Annotated in this window: 14 protein-coding genes; 1 reads left to right on the top strand and 13 read right to left on the bottom strand. The window is 60.8% G+C overall.

All coding sequences use genetic code 11. From position 1 onward, the window contains the following. Both BLO97_RS07955 and BLO97_RS07950 read right to left on the bottom strand, forming a co-directional pair. Window positions 1–1,185, bottom strand: coding sequence for an O-antigen ligase family protein (locus tag BLO97_RS07955; protein WP_139197659.1), 1,185 nt, complete (start codon window positions 1,183–1,185; stop codon window positions 1–3). Between the two features lie 12 nt (window positions 1,186–1,197). Continuing rightward, the gene (locus tag BLO97_RS07950; RefSeq protein WP_092146679.1) at window positions 1,198–2,304 is read right to left on the bottom strand and encodes a capsular polysaccharide export protein, LipB/KpsS family; all 1,107 of its coding nucleotides are present in this window, start codon (window positions 2,302–2,304) and stop codon (window positions 1,198–1,200) included. 220 nt (window positions 2,305–2,524) lie between these two features. Here BLO97_RS07950 and BLO97_RS07945 point away from each other — a divergent pair, with 220 nt between their 5' ends. Next, window positions 2,525–3,157: a BUD32 family EKC/KEOPS complex subunit gene (locus BLO97_RS07945; protein ID WP_092345505.1), complete on the top strand. Its 633-nt coding sequence runs from the start codon at window positions 2,525–2,527 to the stop codon at window positions 3,155–3,157. A 17-nt stretch (window positions 3,158–3,174) separates the two neighbouring features. On the opposite strand, the gene BLO97_RS07940 is transcribed toward BLO97_RS07945, so the two are convergent. The 11 genes from BLO97_RS07940 to glnE all read right to left on the bottom strand — a co-directional run bounded on the left by BLO97_RS07940 (window position 3,175) and on the right by glnE (window position 17,849). After that, the gene (locus BLO97_RS07940; RefSeq protein ID WP_092345504.1) at window positions 3,175–4,461 is read right to left on the bottom strand and encodes a glycosyltransferase family protein; all 1,287 of its coding nucleotides are present in this window, start codon (window positions 4,459–4,461) and stop codon (window positions 3,175–3,177) included. Then, a complete protein-coding gene (locus BLO97_RS07935; protein ID WP_092146683.1) occupies window positions 4,458–5,360 on the bottom strand; it encodes a glycosyltransferase family 2 protein in 903 nt (300 codons plus the stop codon). Before BLO97_RS07935 ends, BLO97_RS07940 begins: the two co-directional genes overlap by 4 nt. Continuing rightward, window positions 5,353–7,101, bottom strand: a complete 1,749-nt coding sequence (locus BLO97_RS07930; protein ID WP_053181410.1) for a carbamoyltransferase family protein — start codon at window positions 7,099–7,101, stop codon at window positions 5,353–5,355. The genes BLO97_RS07935 and BLO97_RS07930 overlap by 8 nt, the downstream gene beginning before the upstream one ends. A 644-nt stretch (window positions 7,102–7,745) precedes the next feature. Continuing rightward, entirely contained in the window at window positions 7,746–9,206 is a 1,461-nt protein-coding gene (locus BLO97_RS07925) for a lipopolysaccharide kinase InaA family protein (protein ID WP_092345503.1), read from the bottom strand. Then, a complete protein-coding gene (locus BLO97_RS07920; RefSeq protein WP_092146687.1) occupies window positions 9,206–9,958 on the bottom strand; it encodes a lipopolysaccharide kinase InaA family protein in 753 nt (250 codons plus the stop codon). The genes BLO97_RS07925 and BLO97_RS07920 overlap by 1 nt, the downstream gene beginning before the upstream one ends. Continuing rightward, the gene (locus tag BLO97_RS07915) at window positions 9,955–10,689 is read right to left on the bottom strand and encodes a lipopolysaccharide kinase InaA family protein (RefSeq protein ID WP_092146689.1); all 735 of its coding nucleotides are present in this window, start codon (window positions 10,687–10,689) and stop codon (window positions 9,955–9,957) included. The genes BLO97_RS07920 and BLO97_RS07915 overlap by 4 nt, the downstream gene beginning before the upstream one ends. Beyond that, window positions 10,689–11,495, bottom strand: a complete 807-nt coding sequence (gene rfaP, locus BLO97_RS07910; RefSeq protein ID WP_092345501.1) for a lipopolysaccharide core heptose(I) kinase RfaP — start codon at window positions 11,493–11,495, stop codon at window positions 10,689–10,691. Before rfaP ends, BLO97_RS07915 begins: the two co-directional genes overlap by 1 nt. Next, on the bottom strand, window positions 11,492–12,616 hold the full coding sequence (locus tag BLO97_RS07905; protein WP_092345499.1) for a glycosyltransferase family 4 protein: 1,125 nt from the start codon (window positions 12,614–12,616) through the stop codon (window positions 11,492–11,494). Before BLO97_RS07905 ends, rfaP begins: the two co-directional genes overlap by 4 nt. After that, complete coding sequence (waaC, locus tag BLO97_RS07900; protein ID WP_063323228.1) at window positions 12,616–13,674, bottom strand: lipopolysaccharide heptosyltransferase I; 1,059 nt, start codon at window positions 13,672–13,674, stop codon at window positions 12,616–12,618. Before waaC ends, BLO97_RS07905 begins: the two co-directional genes overlap by 1 nt. Before the next feature lies 1 nt (window position 13,675). Next, the gene (gene waaF, locus BLO97_RS07895) at window positions 13,676–14,710 is read right to left on the bottom strand and encodes a lipopolysaccharide heptosyltransferase II (protein ID WP_072340041.1); all 1,035 of its coding nucleotides are present in this window, start codon (window positions 14,708–14,710) and stop codon (window positions 13,676–13,678) included. 187 nt (window positions 14,711–14,897) lie between these two features. Continuing rightward, window positions 14,898–17,849: a bifunctional [glutamate--ammonia ligase]-adenylyl-L-tyrosine phosphorylase/[glutamate--ammonia-ligase] adenylyltransferase gene (gene glnE / locus BLO97_RS07890; RefSeq protein ID WP_092146696.1), complete on the bottom strand. Its 2,952-nt coding sequence runs from the start codon at window positions 17,847–17,849 to the stop codon at window positions 14,898–14,900. Window positions 17,850–18,027: the final 178 nt, after the last annotated feature.

The following is an 18,027-nucleotide window of genomic DNA, read 5'->3' as shown; positions in this document are numbered from 1 at the left end:
TCAGGAAACAGAAACGCTCTGGGTGGAGCGTTCGGTTTCAGCGCTCCCCCGAGCGGCCAACACAATACTCAAAGCAATCGGCAGCCAAGTGATCAACCAATCGGCGTTCGGTTTGAGCCAGAGACCGATGCCATCGGTCAGCAACGACGCTCCGGAAAAAACCCAGAGTGCCAGCAACACTTGACCCAGCGGCTGGGCTCGCGAAATCCAGCCGCGCCAGCCAGCCGCCAGCCACAGCCAGCCGAACAACAGCAGGCCAGGCACCCCGAGACGCACTCCGGTATCCAGAAAGAGGTTATGGGGATGCTTGAAGGACCTCGCTATTTCAGGGACCGGAATCAGGTACTCATTGAATCCCAACCCCGTTACCCAGTGGTCCAGAATCAACTGAATACCACCTCGCCATAGCTCGGGACGGTAAGAGACGCCACGCTGCAATAGAATCTCGGGTTTGAATAGAGCAATGCACGCCACTCCCAACGCCCCCAGAAGGATCAGGCCGCTTCCCAGGCGTGACGGTCGCGCTACGGCCATAACGAAAAAACAGACGACCAAGCCGATCCAAACACCACGCGTTTGGCTGAAGCCCAGAAACAGCGCATATCCGATCGCTGGGATCAGCAGCAACGCCATCACAACAGGAGGGAAGCGCCTGGTTCGCAGTGTGAACGCGCCCATGATTGCCAAGGCGCCCACCGCGTGCGCCGCCATGATCGCGGTGTTCCATAAGCCGATGGCGATCACCCGGGAGTGCAAAGACCGCGCGGATAGACCATAAAAATACACCCAAGAAGCGGCCGCAAAAACACCACCGATAATCGATGCGTACAACAACATGGACTCTAGCCGCCATTGGCGGTTCTGTGCCGCCAGCAACACGCCTGTCAGGGTCAAGGCTACATAGAATGTCACCTTGACCTTGCCGAACACGTTATCGCCCCCCTCGACCGCCAATACCAGGAACGTCCAGGCAACGAACAAGAGGAAAAAAATGCACTCCGGCTGTTTGAGTAACAGGCGAAAATCCCGATGAACCAGCGCCAGCAAGGCGGGCAGCCAGAGCAGCACAATCAACATCTGGTGATAAAGTTTGTTGCTCGGCAGTACCCACGGGCCACATAACAAAATGAGGAGCCCGATGGATGCCCACACCGCCAGGACATCCTTGCTAATAAACCTTTTCATTTCTGACAGCACTTAACTTTTCCCCAGCATTCGATCGGCAACTCGTTGCAACTGAGCTTTATCTGCGTTCTTCCAGCCCCCCTTAATGCAATAGTGCTCGCTAAGGTAGTGCAGGAAGTTACGTCTTAATTGCTCGTCAAGCGGCCATCGCGGGAATGCACGCGCCAATTCCACCGCCTGTTCAGCGGTGTCGGCATGCATCACCAGCCCCTCTATGTTGAAAAACGCTTGGCCCAAGGTAAGCACGGGCCTGCCCAGGAGCAGGCTTTCCAGGCCAACCGTCGAATTGATCGTCATCACAAAAAGACTGGACTCAATCAATTGCTGGGTAGAGTTGCCGTTGGCGAACAGCACACGATCACCGGTACGCTCATGCAGTTCTGGATACGTCTCTCGACTGGACGGATGCTCCTTGAACACCACTGTCAGCCCCGTCTCTTTAGCCAGTCGTTCGCCCAAGGCAAACATCTCGCGCATGTTGCTGATCCAGGGAGAAAACAGCCGAACCTGGCTATCTCGGTCATCTTGAAACGGAACAAAGACGAACTGCTGCGGCAGCGCAATGGGTGCCGGGCCAGTGGTACGAGGCGGACGGGGGATCAGCACTGGTGCGGCCTGGTTTTCAGGCACGAGGTAAGGATAGTTGAGGTAAAAATCGGCCTCACGCGGAACCGCATTCAGGTAATTCACGCCCTTGGGGTCCACCGTCGTGGTATCGGGCAACAGGCCATTCTCGAAAAAGAACGTCTTGCAACTCGACGGGGCCAGCGCCGTCAGCAATCGGCAATAGCGATGGGAACCATTCCAGAATACCAATGCATCAGGACGCTCACGATTGAGCAAAGCCTGGGCCCGCAGTGCCATCCCAAAAAGTTCAAGACGTAGCAATAGGCGGTAAAGCCGACCATTGCTCTTGTTCTTGACGCGACGCTCCTCGCATTTCTCTTCGATCAAGCTCTCCCAGTCGATGCGAGAAAGGATCCTGGATATCTGGAGCGCCCCGAACCAAGGCATCTGTGAAGGGGTAACTACTTTGCCTTGTAGTTCTGTTTCGTTGAGCAACCGATTGAAATAAAGGCCTTGATGAGCGGCCAAGGAAATGAACAGCATTGTCGTCATGGAGTGTCCAGAAGATAGGCAGCACCTACACGCCAGCCGACGCATGGCGAATAGCAACATGGATCAGAACCAACACTCTGTGACAGAGTCCAGGCGACCCCATGGACAGCGCCGGGATCCTTTGAAATGTGGCGCGACTATACCACAGCTGTTTTTGCAGCATGCACACTGCGGTAACATAGCCTGCGGCTCATCCATCGGGCCAGTTTTTGGAGCACTGATGCAAACGCTCGACCATGCACGTTATCTCAGCCTGCGCGAAGGTGCCGAGGTTCTCGAAGCCGATGGTAAAGGGGATAAAGTCCTGCGCCTGACTGATGGCTCGATACTCAAGCTGTTTCGTCGCAAACGCCTGCTGACCTCCGCGCTCTGGGCTCCTTACGCCAAGCGCTTCGCCGATAACTGCCGAACGCTGCGCGAACGCGGCATCGAGTGCCCGGAAATTCTCCAGGTTTATCGCATCCCCAGCATCAAGTGCGATGCCGTCCATTACACTCCACTGCCTGGCTACACCCTGCGTCAACTGCTGAACGTGGATACTAATGAGGATCTTCAGGCGCGATTGGGAGAGTTCGTTGCACGGTTGCATCAGAACGGCATCTACTTTCGCTCCGCGCACCTGGGCAACGTCGTATTGACGCCGCAAAACACGTTGGGACTGATCGACATTGCTGATCTGCGCACCTACCGCAAGCCGCTTCGCAAAGGCCTGCGCCTGCGCAATTTCAAGCATATGTTGCGCTATCGGCAGGAGCGCGATTGGCTACTCAAGGACAACCAGTTCCTGGAGCACTACATGACCCACCAACACCTGTGCAATGAACTGGAAGTGAGGCTGGCGCTCAACGCTTAAGCCATCTACCCCCGAGGTCAACCGACTGCAGGCAGCCTGAAGGTCTCGAAGTCCCGCACAGGCTCTACGTCGTGCAACAGGTTATCGACTAGTTGAACGGTTTTCGCCAATCCCTGAGAACCGTACACCAAGTGATAATCGGCGAAATGGCGGGCTCGGGCCACATGCCCCTGGTAGTCGCACTCAAGCGCCTGCAACTGACGGGACAATTCAGGTTCATCACGAACTTGAGGTCCAAAAAAAAGCGAATGGGAAAAAATGTCCTGATCACTGCCCGCGTTCACATGGATCACCGGCCGGCCCGCCAACCCTGCCTCGATACCGGCATTGGACATGATATTGATCACAACGCTGGCCTGGGCCAGCGCCTGGGCCAGCGAGCACGTGATATCCAGCAGTTCTACGTTGGCCAATCGCTCGGCAGCAGCGCTCCAGAATTGCGCCTTGCTACGCGGGTGACGCTTGAACAGTACGCGATAGTGCGGATTGCGTTCGGCCCAATCGCACAATAGCTGATAGGTGTTCTGGTAGCCCGAGTCTTTCTCCCGATCAGGACCAACCCCCAAAACCAACACCGTTCGGAGCGCCGGGTCGGCGACAGGCAGATCATAGGTTTCATCGACCAGGTAGGACCCGACCAGCACGACTGTCGACTCCCCAAACCGCAAGGTTCGCTCTTGCAAGGCAACGAGCGAACTGCGCCCAAAGACGCCGTAGAAATCAAAGTCGTTCATCGCCAGCCGCCGAGAAGACTCCAGCGTCGCGGCGTGGGCCAGATGCAGCAGTCGAGCGCCACGCTCAGCCAATGCCAGGCGCAGAAATGGCGCATGGAGACTTCCGTTGCGCTCGTTGATCAACACCTTGGGCTGATAGGTCATCACTAACCACTGGGCATGGGCCGCGTATACCAGATATCGCAGCGGTACAGACTGCGCAGGTGCCACAAGCATTCGCTGCGCGCAAGCATCTGACGGCGAGCGTAAAGCGGCTTCCTTCAGATGGTGTCCGCGCTCGCGCAGGGCCTCGATCAAAATATTCTTGCGCTGCAATGCCATGGACTTGGGGGCCGAATGCAGCAACAGCACCTCACAGTGCATGGGGTCGACCGAACCACTCAAGCACGCTTTGGCGCGTATCCCGACAGCAACATCGACGAGCACATCACGAACCAGGCGCAGCAGGCTGCCAAAGCGACCATGACGCTCGCGTAGCAACTTCCAACGATAACGATCCAGCTCCCGTGCCTTTTGCGCCCAGCATCCATCAACCTGGAGCACTCCTTCGCCGGACAACGGCGCACTCATTTGAACAACAACCGAATGGCCTTGCGGGTATAGGGCCAACGCGTGAGAGAACGAATATCGGTGCGCACAGCTTGAACATAAAAAGCCCTGGCGTTGACATAGTCGCCAGCGGTGTAGCAATCACGGAACAACGACAGGCAGCGCTGAGCCATGAAAGCCTGGCGCAAGTCCTGCAGTTCAGGTAAGCGCGCAGGGGAAAACACCTCGTCAACCATCCCAATGCCCGCCGCCAGGCTTTGCTTGAGGTCGTGCCGCATACTGTCATCATGCTTATAGATCAACGCCAGCGGCTGATCGAGAACGCTGCACGGGAAACGCGCCAACACCTGGGCAAACACCGGGATATCTTCGACGTTACGCAAGTGCTCGGGGTAATTGCCCGGCGCAAACACATCGCGATGCATCACGCAGGCACCGTTGGACAGCGTCACCGTCTTGTCCAGCAAGTAGCCACGCACACGTTCGCGCGGTGTGGCAGGCAAGGGTTTTACGCGATGCTGGACCCGACGGCCATCGGCAAACACCGACCAGTGCCCACCAATGATAAAACGGCTCTCGGGATGACTGGCGATATGTTGGGCCACCGCAGCCAGCGCGCCTGGAGCCATCTCATCATCGGCATCCAGGAAGATTATGTATGGCCCTCGTGCCTCCTCGATCCCGCGATTACGAACCGAAGATAGACCACCATTGGGTTTACGCAGAACTCGAAAGCAATTCGCATGTTCAGCCTGGAGCTGTTCCAGCACTTGTGGCGTCGCGTCAGTTGAACCGTCATCGATCACCAGCAGTTCAGCTGGAGCATCTCCCAGCTGCGCCACAACAGAGTTCACCGCACGCGGCAATGTCTTGGCGTAGTTATAAGCAGGGATGACAACGCTGATCAACGTCTCAGTCATAAGCGTCCACGCCATCTTTGACCACCAGGATGTCTTCCATGATCAGGTACTGCAGGTCGGAACCGAAGAACATGTTCAGCGCGTCGGTGGGCGAGCAGATCATCGGTTCGCCACGACGGTTGAGCGAAGTGTTCAGCGACACGCCGTTGCCGGTCAGGACTTCCAGGGCCTTCATCATGTCGTAGTAGCGCGGGTTGTATTCGCGCTTGAGCACCTGGGCCCGAGACGTGCCGTCTTCATGGACGACTTCCGGCACGCGGGTTTTCCATTCTTCGGCCACTTCGAAGGTGAACGTCATGAACGGCGCCGGGTGGTCGACCTTGATCATCTGCGGCGCAACGGTGTCGAGCATCGACGGGCAGAAAGGCCTCCAGCGCTCGCGGAACTTGATCTGTTCGTTGATGCGATCGGCCACGCCGCTGGCACTTGGGCAACCGATGATCGAACGACCGCCCAAGGCCCGCGGGCCAAACTCCATGCGCCCCTGGAACCAGGCCACCGGGTTGCCGTCGACCATGATCCTGGCGATGCGCTCGGGGGTGTTGTCGATCTTGCGCCACGCAGGCTTGCTCGGATGACGGGCGCATGCAGCGATCACATCTTCGTTGCTGTAGGCCGGGCCGAGGTAGACGTGTTCCATCTTCTCTACGGGTACGCCACGGGCGTGGGACACATAAGCCGCAGCACCCACAGCAGTACCGGCGTCGCCGGAAGCCGGTTGCACGAACAGCTCCTTGACGTCGTCACGGGCGATGATTTTCTGGTTCAACTTGACGTTCAACGCGCAGCCACCCGCGAAGGCCAGCTTGCCGGTTTCCTTGAGCACGTCGCCCAGGTAGTGGTCGATCATCTGGAGCGCGAGCTTCTCGAACAGCGCTTGCATGCTCGCCGCGTAGTGAATGTACGGCTCGTCGGCGATGTCGCCTTCGCGTTTCGGGCCGAGCCATTCGATCAGCTTCGGCGAGAAGTAAAAACCCTTGCCCTTCTCTTTATAGCGACGCAGGCCGATCACGTTGGCGTAGTCGGTGTTGATCACCAGTTCGCCGTTTTCGAACGAGGCCAGACGCGAGAAATCGTACTTGCTGGCATCGCCATAGGGCGCCATGCCCATGACCTTGAACTCGCCGTCGAGCATTTCAAAGCCGAGGAACTCGGTGATCGCGCCGTACAGGCCGCCCAGGGAGTCCGGGTCGAAGAATTCCTTGATCTTGTGGATCTTGCCGTTTTCGCCGTAGCCAAAGAAGGTCGTGGCGTATTCGCCCTTGCCGTCGATGCCCAGGATCGCGGTTTTCTCCTGGAAGCCCGAACAGTGGTAGGCACTGGAGGCGTGAGCCAGGTGATGCTCGACCGGCTCGATCTTGATTTTCTTCGGATCGAAGCCCAGTTGCTCCAGGCACCAGACGATCTTGCGGCGATAGCGCTTGTAGCGACGGTTGCCCATCAGGATCGCGTCGAGGGCCCGGTCCGGGGCGTACCAGTAGCGCTTGGCGTAGTGCCAGCGCGCCTCGCCGAACAGGCTGATCGGGGCGAACGGGATCGCCACTACATCGACGTCGGAAGGCTTGATACCGGCCTGCTCCAGGCAGAACTTCGCCGACTCGTAGGGCATGCGGTTCTTTGCATGTTTATCGCGTACGAAGCGCTCTTCCTCGGCCGCTGCGATCAGCTTGCCGTCAATGTACAACGCAGCGGAAGGATCATGGCTAAGGGCGCCGGACAGGCCAAGAATCGTCAATGCCACAGGGGTCTAGCCTCTTAATGTCTGCATACGGGCGACAAGCGCCGCGAACAATTGATGTGCCGCGAGCCCAGGGCACGGGGCAGCTAAAGGGCGGGATTATAGCTTAAAAGCGGCATTAAGCCTCTAGCGGTGAGTGGGGAGCTTGTGGGTTTTGCCGCTCGGGCGTTCATTGACAGTCCATGGCCACCAACATAGGCTTCACGCAAATGGACTGGGAGATCCCGGTCGGCGTCTAAGCCTCGGTGAGTTTCATCGGGGCTTTTCGCTTTCTGGAGCGCAAATACCCCTCCCCCCAAACCTTCCTCCCCGTAGTGCGGTCAGCATCCCTGTAGCTGAACCACCGCTATCGCGAGCAAGCTCGCTCCCGCATGGTTTGCGGATGCTCACAATGTTTGCAGACGATACAAAAACCTGTGGGAGCGAGCTTGCTCGCGATAGCCGATAGCGGCAGTCCATTTCAAACCCGAATCCGCCCCTTTCTCGGCCTGAAGGTGTACGCGGTCCGTGGCGAGGGAGCTTGCTCCCGCTCGGCTGCGCAGCAGCCGCAAGACCTACCGTCTATTTTTTCCTGGCACACCGCGCTGAATGGTTTTGGGGCTGCTGCGCAGCCCAGCGGGAGCAAGCTCCCTCGCCACGGTGACCGGTTACAAGACAGATGGCGCGGTATCGACGTCCTTCGGCAACCGCCCATCAATCATCCGATACAACGCACTGTCCTGCGGCCAATTACGCATGAACCGCGCGCGATCACGGGCGTAGGCCTGGGCGAAGCTGGCGTGGGTGCGGTGTTGGCACATCGAGTCGAGGTCGATCAACGCCCAGCGGTCTTGCTGCCAGAACAGGTTGTGGCCCTTGAAGTCGCCGTGACTGATGCGTTCGCGGATGAGGTCCGCGAACAAGCGATCCAGCGCCAGCAATTCCGTCTCGGGGGCGTCACCGTTTTGCACATAAGGGCCGAAGCATTCGATGATGTCCGGCCCTGTCAGGTGTTCGGTGACCAGGTAAGCACCGCGACGCAGCCACAGGAAACGCTTTTCCAGCAGAGCCAGGGGCTTGGGCGTGGCGATGCCGAGAAAGGCCAGGCGATGGCCTTCGCGCCAGGAATGCCAGGCGCGACTCGGGCGCCAGAAGCGCTTGAGCCAATGGGCGAAGTTCTTGATGTTGTAGCGCTTGATCACCAAGGTGCGACCGTTCACCTCGACTTTGCCGACACTGGCCGCGCCGCCGGTCTTGAATAGGTGTCCCTGGTCGAGCAATGCATCGGCCTGCTCTAGCACCGGTGTCATGGCCGCTTCTTCATCACGGCGGATCGCCCGCAGGCCAAACGCCCCGCGTTGCACGCTGAACAGGCTGCACTCGCGCCCGACTTTCGCGAGGAAATCCTTCAGGCGCCAGGCTTGCACCTTGTCGATCTGTTTTTGCAGCGCTTCCATGGGCAGCGCGTGTTCGGCGTTGCCTAGCAGGTAATGCACCAACAGCTCTTCATTGAACGGCTGGAGGGCTTTGGGAAGCTGAGCGAAAAACACTCCCAGGTTCTCCAGGACTTTCTGCCGCGACAGCGGTTGACCTGGGGTTTCAGCACGGATGCCGGCGCCGTCGATCAAGTAGAGCTTGCCGTCGTGCCGCAGCAGATTGTCCAGGTGCAAGTCTTCCTGCCATAGGCCTTTGCTGTGCAATTGCGCGATAGCGCCCAGGGCTTCGGCCAATACCGCCGTTTGCTCGTCAGCCAGCAATGGCAGGTGCTCGACCTGTTTCCAGGCATCCCCCAGGCTCTCGGCGCCTTCGAGCAATTGGAACAACAACCAGCCGCCTTCACCCTCTTTCAGGCCATCGGCGAGCAACAGCGGCGTCGTCAACCCTTGCTCCGCCAGCAGGCGCACGCCTTGCAGTTCCCGTTGAAAATGCCGGGCGGCCTTGCTGCCCACCAACAACTTGGCCAGCACCGGCCGGCCGCGCCAGACGCCCGCGCCAACGTAACGCTGCCCCGGCAACACCCGCAACAGCGAAAGCAGCTGCAACTTCGCCGGACCGGCGGCATCGGCCAGCTCCAGGCTCAGGGGCAGGCTGGGACTGCGGCCGGCGTTCTTCAGTTCGGACAAGTGCATCAACGGGCTTCCTTGTGGCTGCGCCGGATGGTCAGGCGGGTCATCCAGTTATCGACCAGCGCTCCGTCGAGCGGCTGGTCCAGATAAACAGACAGCAATTGGCGCACCTCGTCGTGACTCCAGATCGAGGCGCGACGCAGCAACGGCTCCAGGTCCTTGATCCGATCTCGCAGGCCGAACAGCAGTGGCCGGGTCTTTTCCAGATCAATCAATTGCGCCTGGTAACCGCTATCGCTGGCTTGCAGAAAGATGTGTTTTGGATAGAAACAACCGTGCACCTGATGCATGCCGTGCAGACGCCGCGCCAACTGGCCGCAGGCTTTCAAAATGGTGGTGCGTTGCGCCGCCGTCAGGGTCGACCAGCGCCGCAGCAGTGAATCCAGGTCATCCCAGCCGTCCAGGGCTCGGGTCAGCAAGACCGCTCGCACCTCGCCATTCACCTTGCGCTGACCATAGAACACCGCTTGCAGGGCCGGAATCCCCAACTGGCGATATCGGCTGATGTTGCGAAACTCCCGGGAAAAACTCGGCTCGCCAAACGGGTGGGACAAGGTCCGGGTCAGGTAATTGCTCTGGCGCTTGAGGTAATAGCCCTGCCCCTCCAGGTCCAGCCGGAACACACTGCTCCAGCCGTCACCCAAGGTGTTGGGAACGTCCACCGCGTCCAGTTGCCGCGCCCACAAGGCCTCGAAGCTGTCCAGGCCATGACGTTGCAACAACGCCCGGTCTTCAGCGGCCAGAAAATCAGTCATTCACGCCCCTCGAAAAATCTCACCACGTGACGGATGCGTTTCTTGTCGCACGCATTGAGCCGGTCGCGCTGGCGGTATTGCAGGTAGAACCGCAGGCGCTGCGTGGCCGACAAGTGATACTTGGCCACTTTGTCCAGGCACGCCAAATCCTTGGTGATGCGGTACTTGAGCCAGAAGCCGCGCCAGAAGTCGCCGTTCGGGCAGTCGATCAGGAACAGCTTCGCCTGGTCATCGACCAGCAGGTTGCGCCATTTCAGATCATTATGGGTGAAGCGCTGCTCGTGCATGGTCCGTGTGTAACCGGCCAGTTGCCGGCTCACGCCTTCAACCCAGGCGCGGTCGGCCAGCCTCGGATCGCAACGCTCGGCCAGCGCCGAGAGGTCTTCTGTATGCGGCAGTTCGCGGGTGATCATCGCGCCACGGGCATAGGCCGCGCCGTTTCGCTCCAGGCCCCAGGCGACGATTTCGGCGGTAGGGATGCCCCACTTGGCGAAGCGCTTGAGGTTCTGCCATTCGGACTTGACCCGCGGCCTGCCCAGGTAACGGCGCAAGCCCTTGCCCGCCCCGACGTAGCGCTTGACGTAGTAATTCACACCGTTGCGCTGCACCCGGATCACCTCTGACAACGGATCACGGGTCAAACGCTCCCCTTGCAACGCGAAGACCGCCTCGAGGCTGCCGAAATCCTGCGCCAGGTCGGCGTAGGCCGGCTCCAGTGTCCAACCTGACATCAGAGCGCGTCCCCGTATCGCTGCTTGCGGGCATACAGCTTGTTGGCCTTGCCTTCGAGCCAGGCCAGCAGCGACGCCTCTTCAGCGAGGATCCGGCGCAACGGCTGCTGGAAATAGCCCTTGAGAAAACGCAATTTGTCGCGCCGGGTCAGGCCAATGTCCAGCGCCGAGAAATACAGCGCCGCCAGGTCCTTGTTGCGCCAGCGAGCGGTAATGGCTGGACGGGTCTGGGCACGGTGCAGGTCGATCACCGAAAGCTTGAAGTCGGCAGGCGTCACCGGCTTGTCGGTGTGCAGCAGGAAGTGGCAGATATAGCAGTCGCGATGGTTGACCCCGGCGCGGTGCATCATGCCGGTCATGCGCGCCACTTCGGCGATCAGGGCATGCTTGAGTGCCGGTGGCGGCGGCTGCTTGACCCAGTCGATGCTGAAGTCTTCGAGGCTGACGGTCGGCGCCAGCTCTTCGGTGACGATGAACGAGTGCTGGTCCGCCGGATTGCTGCCCTTCTCGCCGTAGGCGACAGCGGTCATGGTCGGCACGCCAGCCTCCTGCAAACGCTGGATAGCCTTCCACTCCTGCCCTGCCCCGAGGACCGGCAGCTTGGCGGTGAACAAGTTCTTGAAGATCTCGCCCCAACCGATGCCACGGTGGATCTTCACGAAAAAGCCGCGACCGTCCACCTCCGTGCGCAAGGTGCGCCGGGCTTCCAGTTCACGATAGACCTCGCCCTTGAGCGCTTCGACTTCGGTGAACGCATCGCGCCCGGCCCAAAGGCTCTTGAACGGTTCGGCCAGCATCAACTTCATTGTGCGTGCTCCGCCAAAATCACATCGGCCGCGTGCTGCGGCATGCTGTAGAGGTCGGCCGTCTCGGCGAAGGCCAGACCGTTGCGGCTCCAGGCCGTCCGGGCATCGGCATCGTTCAACATGCGGCCCAGATACTCGGTGAGCTGGGCTTGTTCGAACGGCTCGTCCAGCACCAGGCCACTGTCGGCCTCGGCGATGTAATGGGCGTACCCACACACCGCGCTGACCAGCACCGGCAATCCGGCCACCAGCGCTTCGAGCAGTACGGTGCCGGTGTTCTCGTTGTACGCCGGATGGATCAACAGGTCGGCACCCAGCAGGAAACGCGGGATGTCGCTGCGCCCCTTGAGGAACCGCACATTATCACCGAGCCCCAGTGCGGCGCTCTGCAGTTGGAATACCTTGGGGTCGTCCTGGCCGATTACAAACAACCGGGTGCGTTTTCTCAATTCGGCGGGCAGCGCGGCCAGGGCCTTGAGGCTGCGATCCACGCCCTTGGTCTTGAACCCGGAACCGATCTGCACCAGCAGCAGGTCGTCATCGGCCAGTTCGAATTCGGCCCGGAACGCCGCGCGGATCTCGTCGGCGTCGGCGGGCCGACGCCGGTCCTGGGCGATGCCCGGCGGCAGCAGGTGAAAGCGCTCAAGCGGTGTGCCGTAGTGCTTGATGAACAGTGGCTGCTGGACTTCGGAAATCATCAGCACGTCGGTCTTGGCATCCTTGGCGAACACCGCCCGCTCGTACTCGGCGAAATGCCGGTAGCGGCCCCAGCGCCGGTACAGCGAATTGCGCAGGTTCTGCGCTTTGTCTTCGAAGCAGCCGTCGGCAGCGTAGTACACGTCCAGGCCGGGCATTTTGTTGAAGCCGATCAAACGGTCCACCGGGCGCTTGGCCAGGTCGGCCTCCATCCACGCACTGAGCTTCTCGTTACGACGATGGTTGAACAGCGCCTTGACCGGCGCGACCAGCACCTCGAAGCCGGGCGGCACGTCACCTTCCCAAATCAGCGTGTAGACGCGGATCTGGTGACCGCGTCGCTGGCACTCCAGGGCGATGCGCATGAAGTCACGCTGCAGGCCACCGAAGGGGAAGTACTTATAAAGGACAAAAGCCAATTGCATCAGCGCGACTCCTCAGCCAATAACGTGCTCAGGTGGCTGGCAACACGCTCGGGGTTCAGACGCGTGAAGCACAGGGGCTGCTCGCGTTTCAGGTCAAACCGCCGGGCATCTTCGGCGGTGGGTGGGTAAGTGCACTGCTTTTGCATGCAAGGCGCACAGGGGAAATCGCTGGCGAGATGGATCTGGCCCTTGCCGTAGGCGCCGGTCAGCACCGGATTGGTCGGGCCAAGCAACGAAATGGTCGGTACGTCCAGGGCCGCAGCCAGATGACCGAGACCGGTGTCCACGGCCACACAGGCCTGGGCACCGGCAAGCACCTTGCCCATGCCGCCGAGGTTCAGCTTCGGCAGCACCAGGGCGTTGCGCAACCCGTTGGCGATGCGTTCGGCCCGGGCCTTTTCGGCGGGGTTGCCCCACGGCAGTTTTACCACCACGCCGAACTGCCCCATGCGCTCGGTGAGCTGGCGCCAGTAAAGTTCGGGCCAATGCTTGGACTCCCAGGTCGTGCCGTGCAGGAACACCACGTAGGGATAGGGGCGTGGCAATTCCACCAATCGATCGACGTTGAGGCCATAGTTACCCAGCGTCTGCGGCAAGTCATACCCCAGCGCCAGGGCAAACAGCTGCCGTACGCGCTCGACCGCATGCTGACCACGGGCCACCGCCAGGCGCCGGGAATAAAAGCGCGCCGCCAGGGGTTCACGCGCCGAATTTTTATCCAGACCGGCCACCGGAGCCTTGACGTAGCGAGTCAGCCAGGCGCTTTTCAGCAGGCCTTGGGCGTCGATGACCAGGTCGTACTTTTCGGCCCGCACGCTCTGCTTGAAGCGTCGCCATTCGCCACTCTTGATGGTTTGCCAGAGGTTCTTGCGCCAGCGACGGATCGCTACCGGAACGACTTTGCCCACGGCCGGGTGCCAGGTGGGGATTTCGGCAAAGCCTTCTTCCACCACCCAATCGAACTTGATGCCGGGAATCGCCCGCGCCGCGTCGGTCAGCGCCGGCAGGGTGTGGACCACATCCCCCAGCGAAGAGGTCTTGATCAGCAATACCCGCAAGTTACCGAACCTCCACGGGTGTGCCCTGCAAACGCTCCAGGGCCTCGTTCACCGACGATGGCATGAGCTGGCGCAGGCAATTGTAATGACCGAAGCGACAGGTGCGGTCGAAGCACGGACTGCACTCGATACCCAGCCGCACGACTTCGACCTGGTCGGCCAACGGTGGCGTAAAGCCCGGCGAGGTGGAACCGTAGACCGCCACCAATGGGCGATTCAGGGCCGCGGCCACGTGCATCAGGCCGGAGTCGTTGGAGACCACCGAATCGGCGCAGGACAACAGGTCGATGGCCTCGGCCAGGGACGTGTCGCCGCTGAGGTTTACCGACTCTTCCCGAAGGCCCGGGATCAGCCGTGAGCGGATGTCCTCGCCCACCGGATGATCTTTTTTCGAGCCGAACAGCCAGACCTGCCAGCCTTCGCGAATCTTCGCCTCGGCAACCTGGGCGTAATGCTCGGCCGGCCAGCGCTTGGACTCACCGAACTCGGCCCCCGGACACAGGGCCAATACCGGTCGGTCCAGGCTCAGGCCGAACTTGGCCAGCGCCGCTTCGCGGGTGAGCGGGTCGATCTGCAGGCTCGGTCGTGGATACGGCTTGGGCAACTCGGTCCCAGGCTCGTAGGCCAAGGCCATGAAGCGCTCGATCATCAGCGGGTAGCGCTCTTTGTCCAGGGTGCGCACGTCGTTGAGCAGGCCGTAGCGAAACTCGCCACGCCAGCCGGTGCGCTTGGGGATGCCCGCGAAAAACGGCACCAGTGCCGATTTCAACGAATTGGGCAACACAATCGCCTGGTCGTACTGACCGGCCAGGGATTTGCCAATGCGCCGACGGGTCGCCAGCTCCAGCACGCCGTGGCCGAGCGGGAAGCTCAAGGCCTTGCGTACCTCGGGCATACGCTCAAGGATCGGCCGGCTCCACTCGGGGGCCAGGACGTCGATTTCGCACTGCGGATGACGCTGTTTCAGGCACTGGAACAGTGTCTGCGCCATCACCATGTCACCGACCCAGCTGGGCCCAACGATCAGAATATTCATGTAGTTTCCAAAAACGCTACGGGGAGGCCTACGCCTCCCCGCCTCGAGAATCACTGTGGCTCAGGTCGCGAAAAAACCGGCAATCTACTGTGGGAGCAGGCTTGCTCGCGAAGAGGCCGGCACATTCAACATCCCAGTTGACTGACACTCCGCTTTCGCGAGCAAGCCCGCTCCCACGTTTTAAGCTTCAGCTCAGCCCCAGCTCCCGCCAGATCCGCAGCACCTGCCGACGCTCCTCCACGAACTGGTCGCCTGCGATCACCCCGGCATCTTTCTGCAAGGCCTGGCGGTGAGCGGCGGAGCGATAGGCTTTGTAGGCTTCGCGCAACAGCGTGGCATCTTCGGCCGACATCAGCCCGACTTCCTGCAACCCGTCCAGAATGCGGATGTTATCGGTGTAGCGCACCAGCGATGGGTGTTCCTCGGACCACGCCAGAGCCGCGTATTGCACCATAAATTCAATATCGACGATACCTCCGGCATCCTGCTTGAGGTCGAAGGGCGCCGTGGCCTCGAAGGCATTTGGCGCGGTTCCGGCGGCGGTGACCTTGCTGCCCAGGTTGTCGCGCATCTTGGCGCGCATTTCGCTGACCTCCTGGCGCAGCGTCGGCAAGTCACGCTTGCGCCCCAGCACCTGGCCGCGGACCTTCTCGAACGCCTGGCCCACGTCCTGGCTGCCCACCAGCACCCGCGCCCGCACCAACGCCTGATGCTCCCAGGTCCAGGCTTCATTCTCCTGGTAACGGGCAAACGCCCCGAGCGAACTGACCAGCAACCCCGACGCCCCGGATGGCCGCAGGCGCATATCCACTTCATACAACTGCCCGGAGTTGGTCTGCGCGGTCAGCAGATGAATGATCCGCTGGCCGAGCCGGGTGAAGAACTGCGCACCATCGATGGGTTTGGGACCGTCGGTTTCCGCGTGCGGATCGCCATCGTGGATGAACACCAGGTCCAGGTCGGAACCATGTCCCAATTCCAGGCCGCCGACTTTCCCATAACCGACAATAATGAAGCCCGGATCGCACAGACTGCCATCGGTGCGCAAAGGCACGCCGTGCTTGGCGGCCGTCTGGCGCCAGGCCAGGGCCAACACTTGTTCGAGAATCGCCTCGGCCAGCCAGGTCAGGTAATCGCTGACTTTCATCAGCGGCAGGCTGCCGGCGATTTCCGAGGCGGCCACCCGCAGGCGGTGCGCCAGCTTGAAATGCCGAAGCGCCTCCATTTGTTGCTCAAGGTCATCCTCAGGGATGCGCGTCAGGCGCTCACGCAACTCTGCCGCCAACTCCGGCGCCAAGGGCGGCTTGAACAGCCGGCCCTCATTGAGCAATTCATCGAGCAGCAAGGGGAAACGGGTGATTTGTTCAGCAATCCACGGGCTCGCCGCGCACAACGTCAGCAAACGGCGCAGGGCGCCAGGGTTTTCCGTCAACAACACCAGGTAGGCCGAGCGGCGGGCTACCGCTTCGACCAAGGGCAGCACCCGCTCCAGCACCAGGTCTGGATCGGCATGTTCCACGGCTTGGGCCAGCAGGCGTGGAATGAAGGCATCCAGACGCTCGCGTCCCAGGCGCTGCATGGCGCGCAGTTGCGGGCTGCCGCGCAGGGCGGCCAAGGCCTTGAGGGCTTTAGGTGCATCGACGAAGCCACCCTCCTCCAACTGACGACACGCCGCCTCTTCATCCTGGCTGTCTTCCCACAACGGCAACCATTCACCGCCCACCACGACTTCGCTCTCGCCACCCGCCTCTTCATCCGGGTCGGCGATGACCTGGCCGAAATGCCAGGCCACACGCCCTCGCCAGTACATCAATTGCTCGTGAAAGGCCGACCAGTCGGCAAAACCCAGCATGAACGCAATGCGCGCCTGGTCCTGCGGGTTGTCCGGCAACATCTGGGTCTGGCGATCGGCGATGGCCTGGATCGCATGTTCGGTATAACGCAGGAATTCATAGCCTTGGCGCAGCTCGTCGATCACCTTGGCCGGCAGATAGCCCTGGCCTTCGAGTGTCCCCAGCACCTTGAGCAGCGGACGCTGCTGCAAGCTCAGGTCGCGGCCGCCATGGATCAGTTGGAACGCCTGGGCAATGAACTCCACCTCACGAATGCCGCCCGAGCCCAGCTTGATGTTGTCGGCCATGCCCTTGCGCCGCACCTCCTGCTGGATCAGCTGCTTCATGGTGCGCAACGCTTCGATGGCGGAAAAATCCAGGTAACGGCGATAGACGAACGGGCGCAGCATGTCGAGCAACTGGGCACCGGCCACCTGGTCGCCCGCCACCACACGCGCCTTGATCATGGCGTAGCGTTCCCAGTCGCGGCCCTGGTCCTGGTAATACTGCTCCAGGGCATTGAAACTCAGCACCAGGGCACCGGCTGAGCCATAGGGGCGCAGGCGCATGTCGACGCGGAACACAAAACCGTCGACGGTCATCGGGTCCAGGGCCTTGATCAGGCGCTGGCCGACACGAATGAAAAACTCCTGGTTATCCAGTGGTCGCTTGACGCCAACGGTTTCGCCGCCCTCGGGGTAGGCGAAGATCAGATCGATGTCCGACGACAGGTTCAGCTCCACGGCACCCAGCTTGCCCATGCCCAGGATGACCATCTGCTGCGGCTCGCCGCTGCGCCGTCCGGTGGGTGTGCCGAATTGCTGGCTGAGGCGCTGGTACAACCATCGATAGGCCTGGTCGATGCAGGTGTCGGCCATGTCCGAGAGGTCGCGGCAGGTCTGGACCAGGTCGGCCTGGCGGGTCAGGTCACGCCAGATGATCCGTACCTGCTGGCGGGTTCGCTGGCGGCGCAGGACGCGGCCCAGTTCTTCTTCAGTCTCGGCGGCCCGCACGGCGGCACCGATCTGCGCGCACATTTCACCGGACGCCAGGCTGCGGTCCAGCTCGCCGCTGCGCACCAGCTCCAGCAGCATTACCGGGTCGCGGAGACTCTGCTCGATGACAAAGTCGCTGGCGGCGGCAATACGGTTGAACGCCTCCCAGCGCTGCGGGGTCCAGGCCGACAGCCCGTGGTCGTCGTCGAGCAAGGCGACCACCGCACGGAACGACTGCTCGGCACGACTGACCAATGACTGGAGAATGGCCGGCACCGTTTCCGATATTGGGACAAGCGAGGGCAGGCTCATGGTCTATCCTTGATCGGCGCGGGAGAGGCTGGATGTAGTGTTTTTTCCAAATACACTACCTGATCGACTGTCGAACAAAGATGATAAATAGCTGAAAATCTGATTTTATTGGCAGCCGGCATCAAGTTTTTACCTGTACGAGTTGGCTAATGACCAACAGTAACGATTATTCTCACAA

It is taken from the genome of Pseudomonas sp. NFACC05-1 (assembly GCF_900100135.1).
GTDB classification, from domain to species: Bacteria; Pseudomonadota; Gammaproteobacteria; order Pseudomonadales; family Pseudomonadaceae; genus Aquipseudomonas; species Aquipseudomonas fluorescens_Q.
Note: the sequence above shows the minus strand (reverse complement) of the source record. Positions and strands in the feature narration are given on the sequence as shown.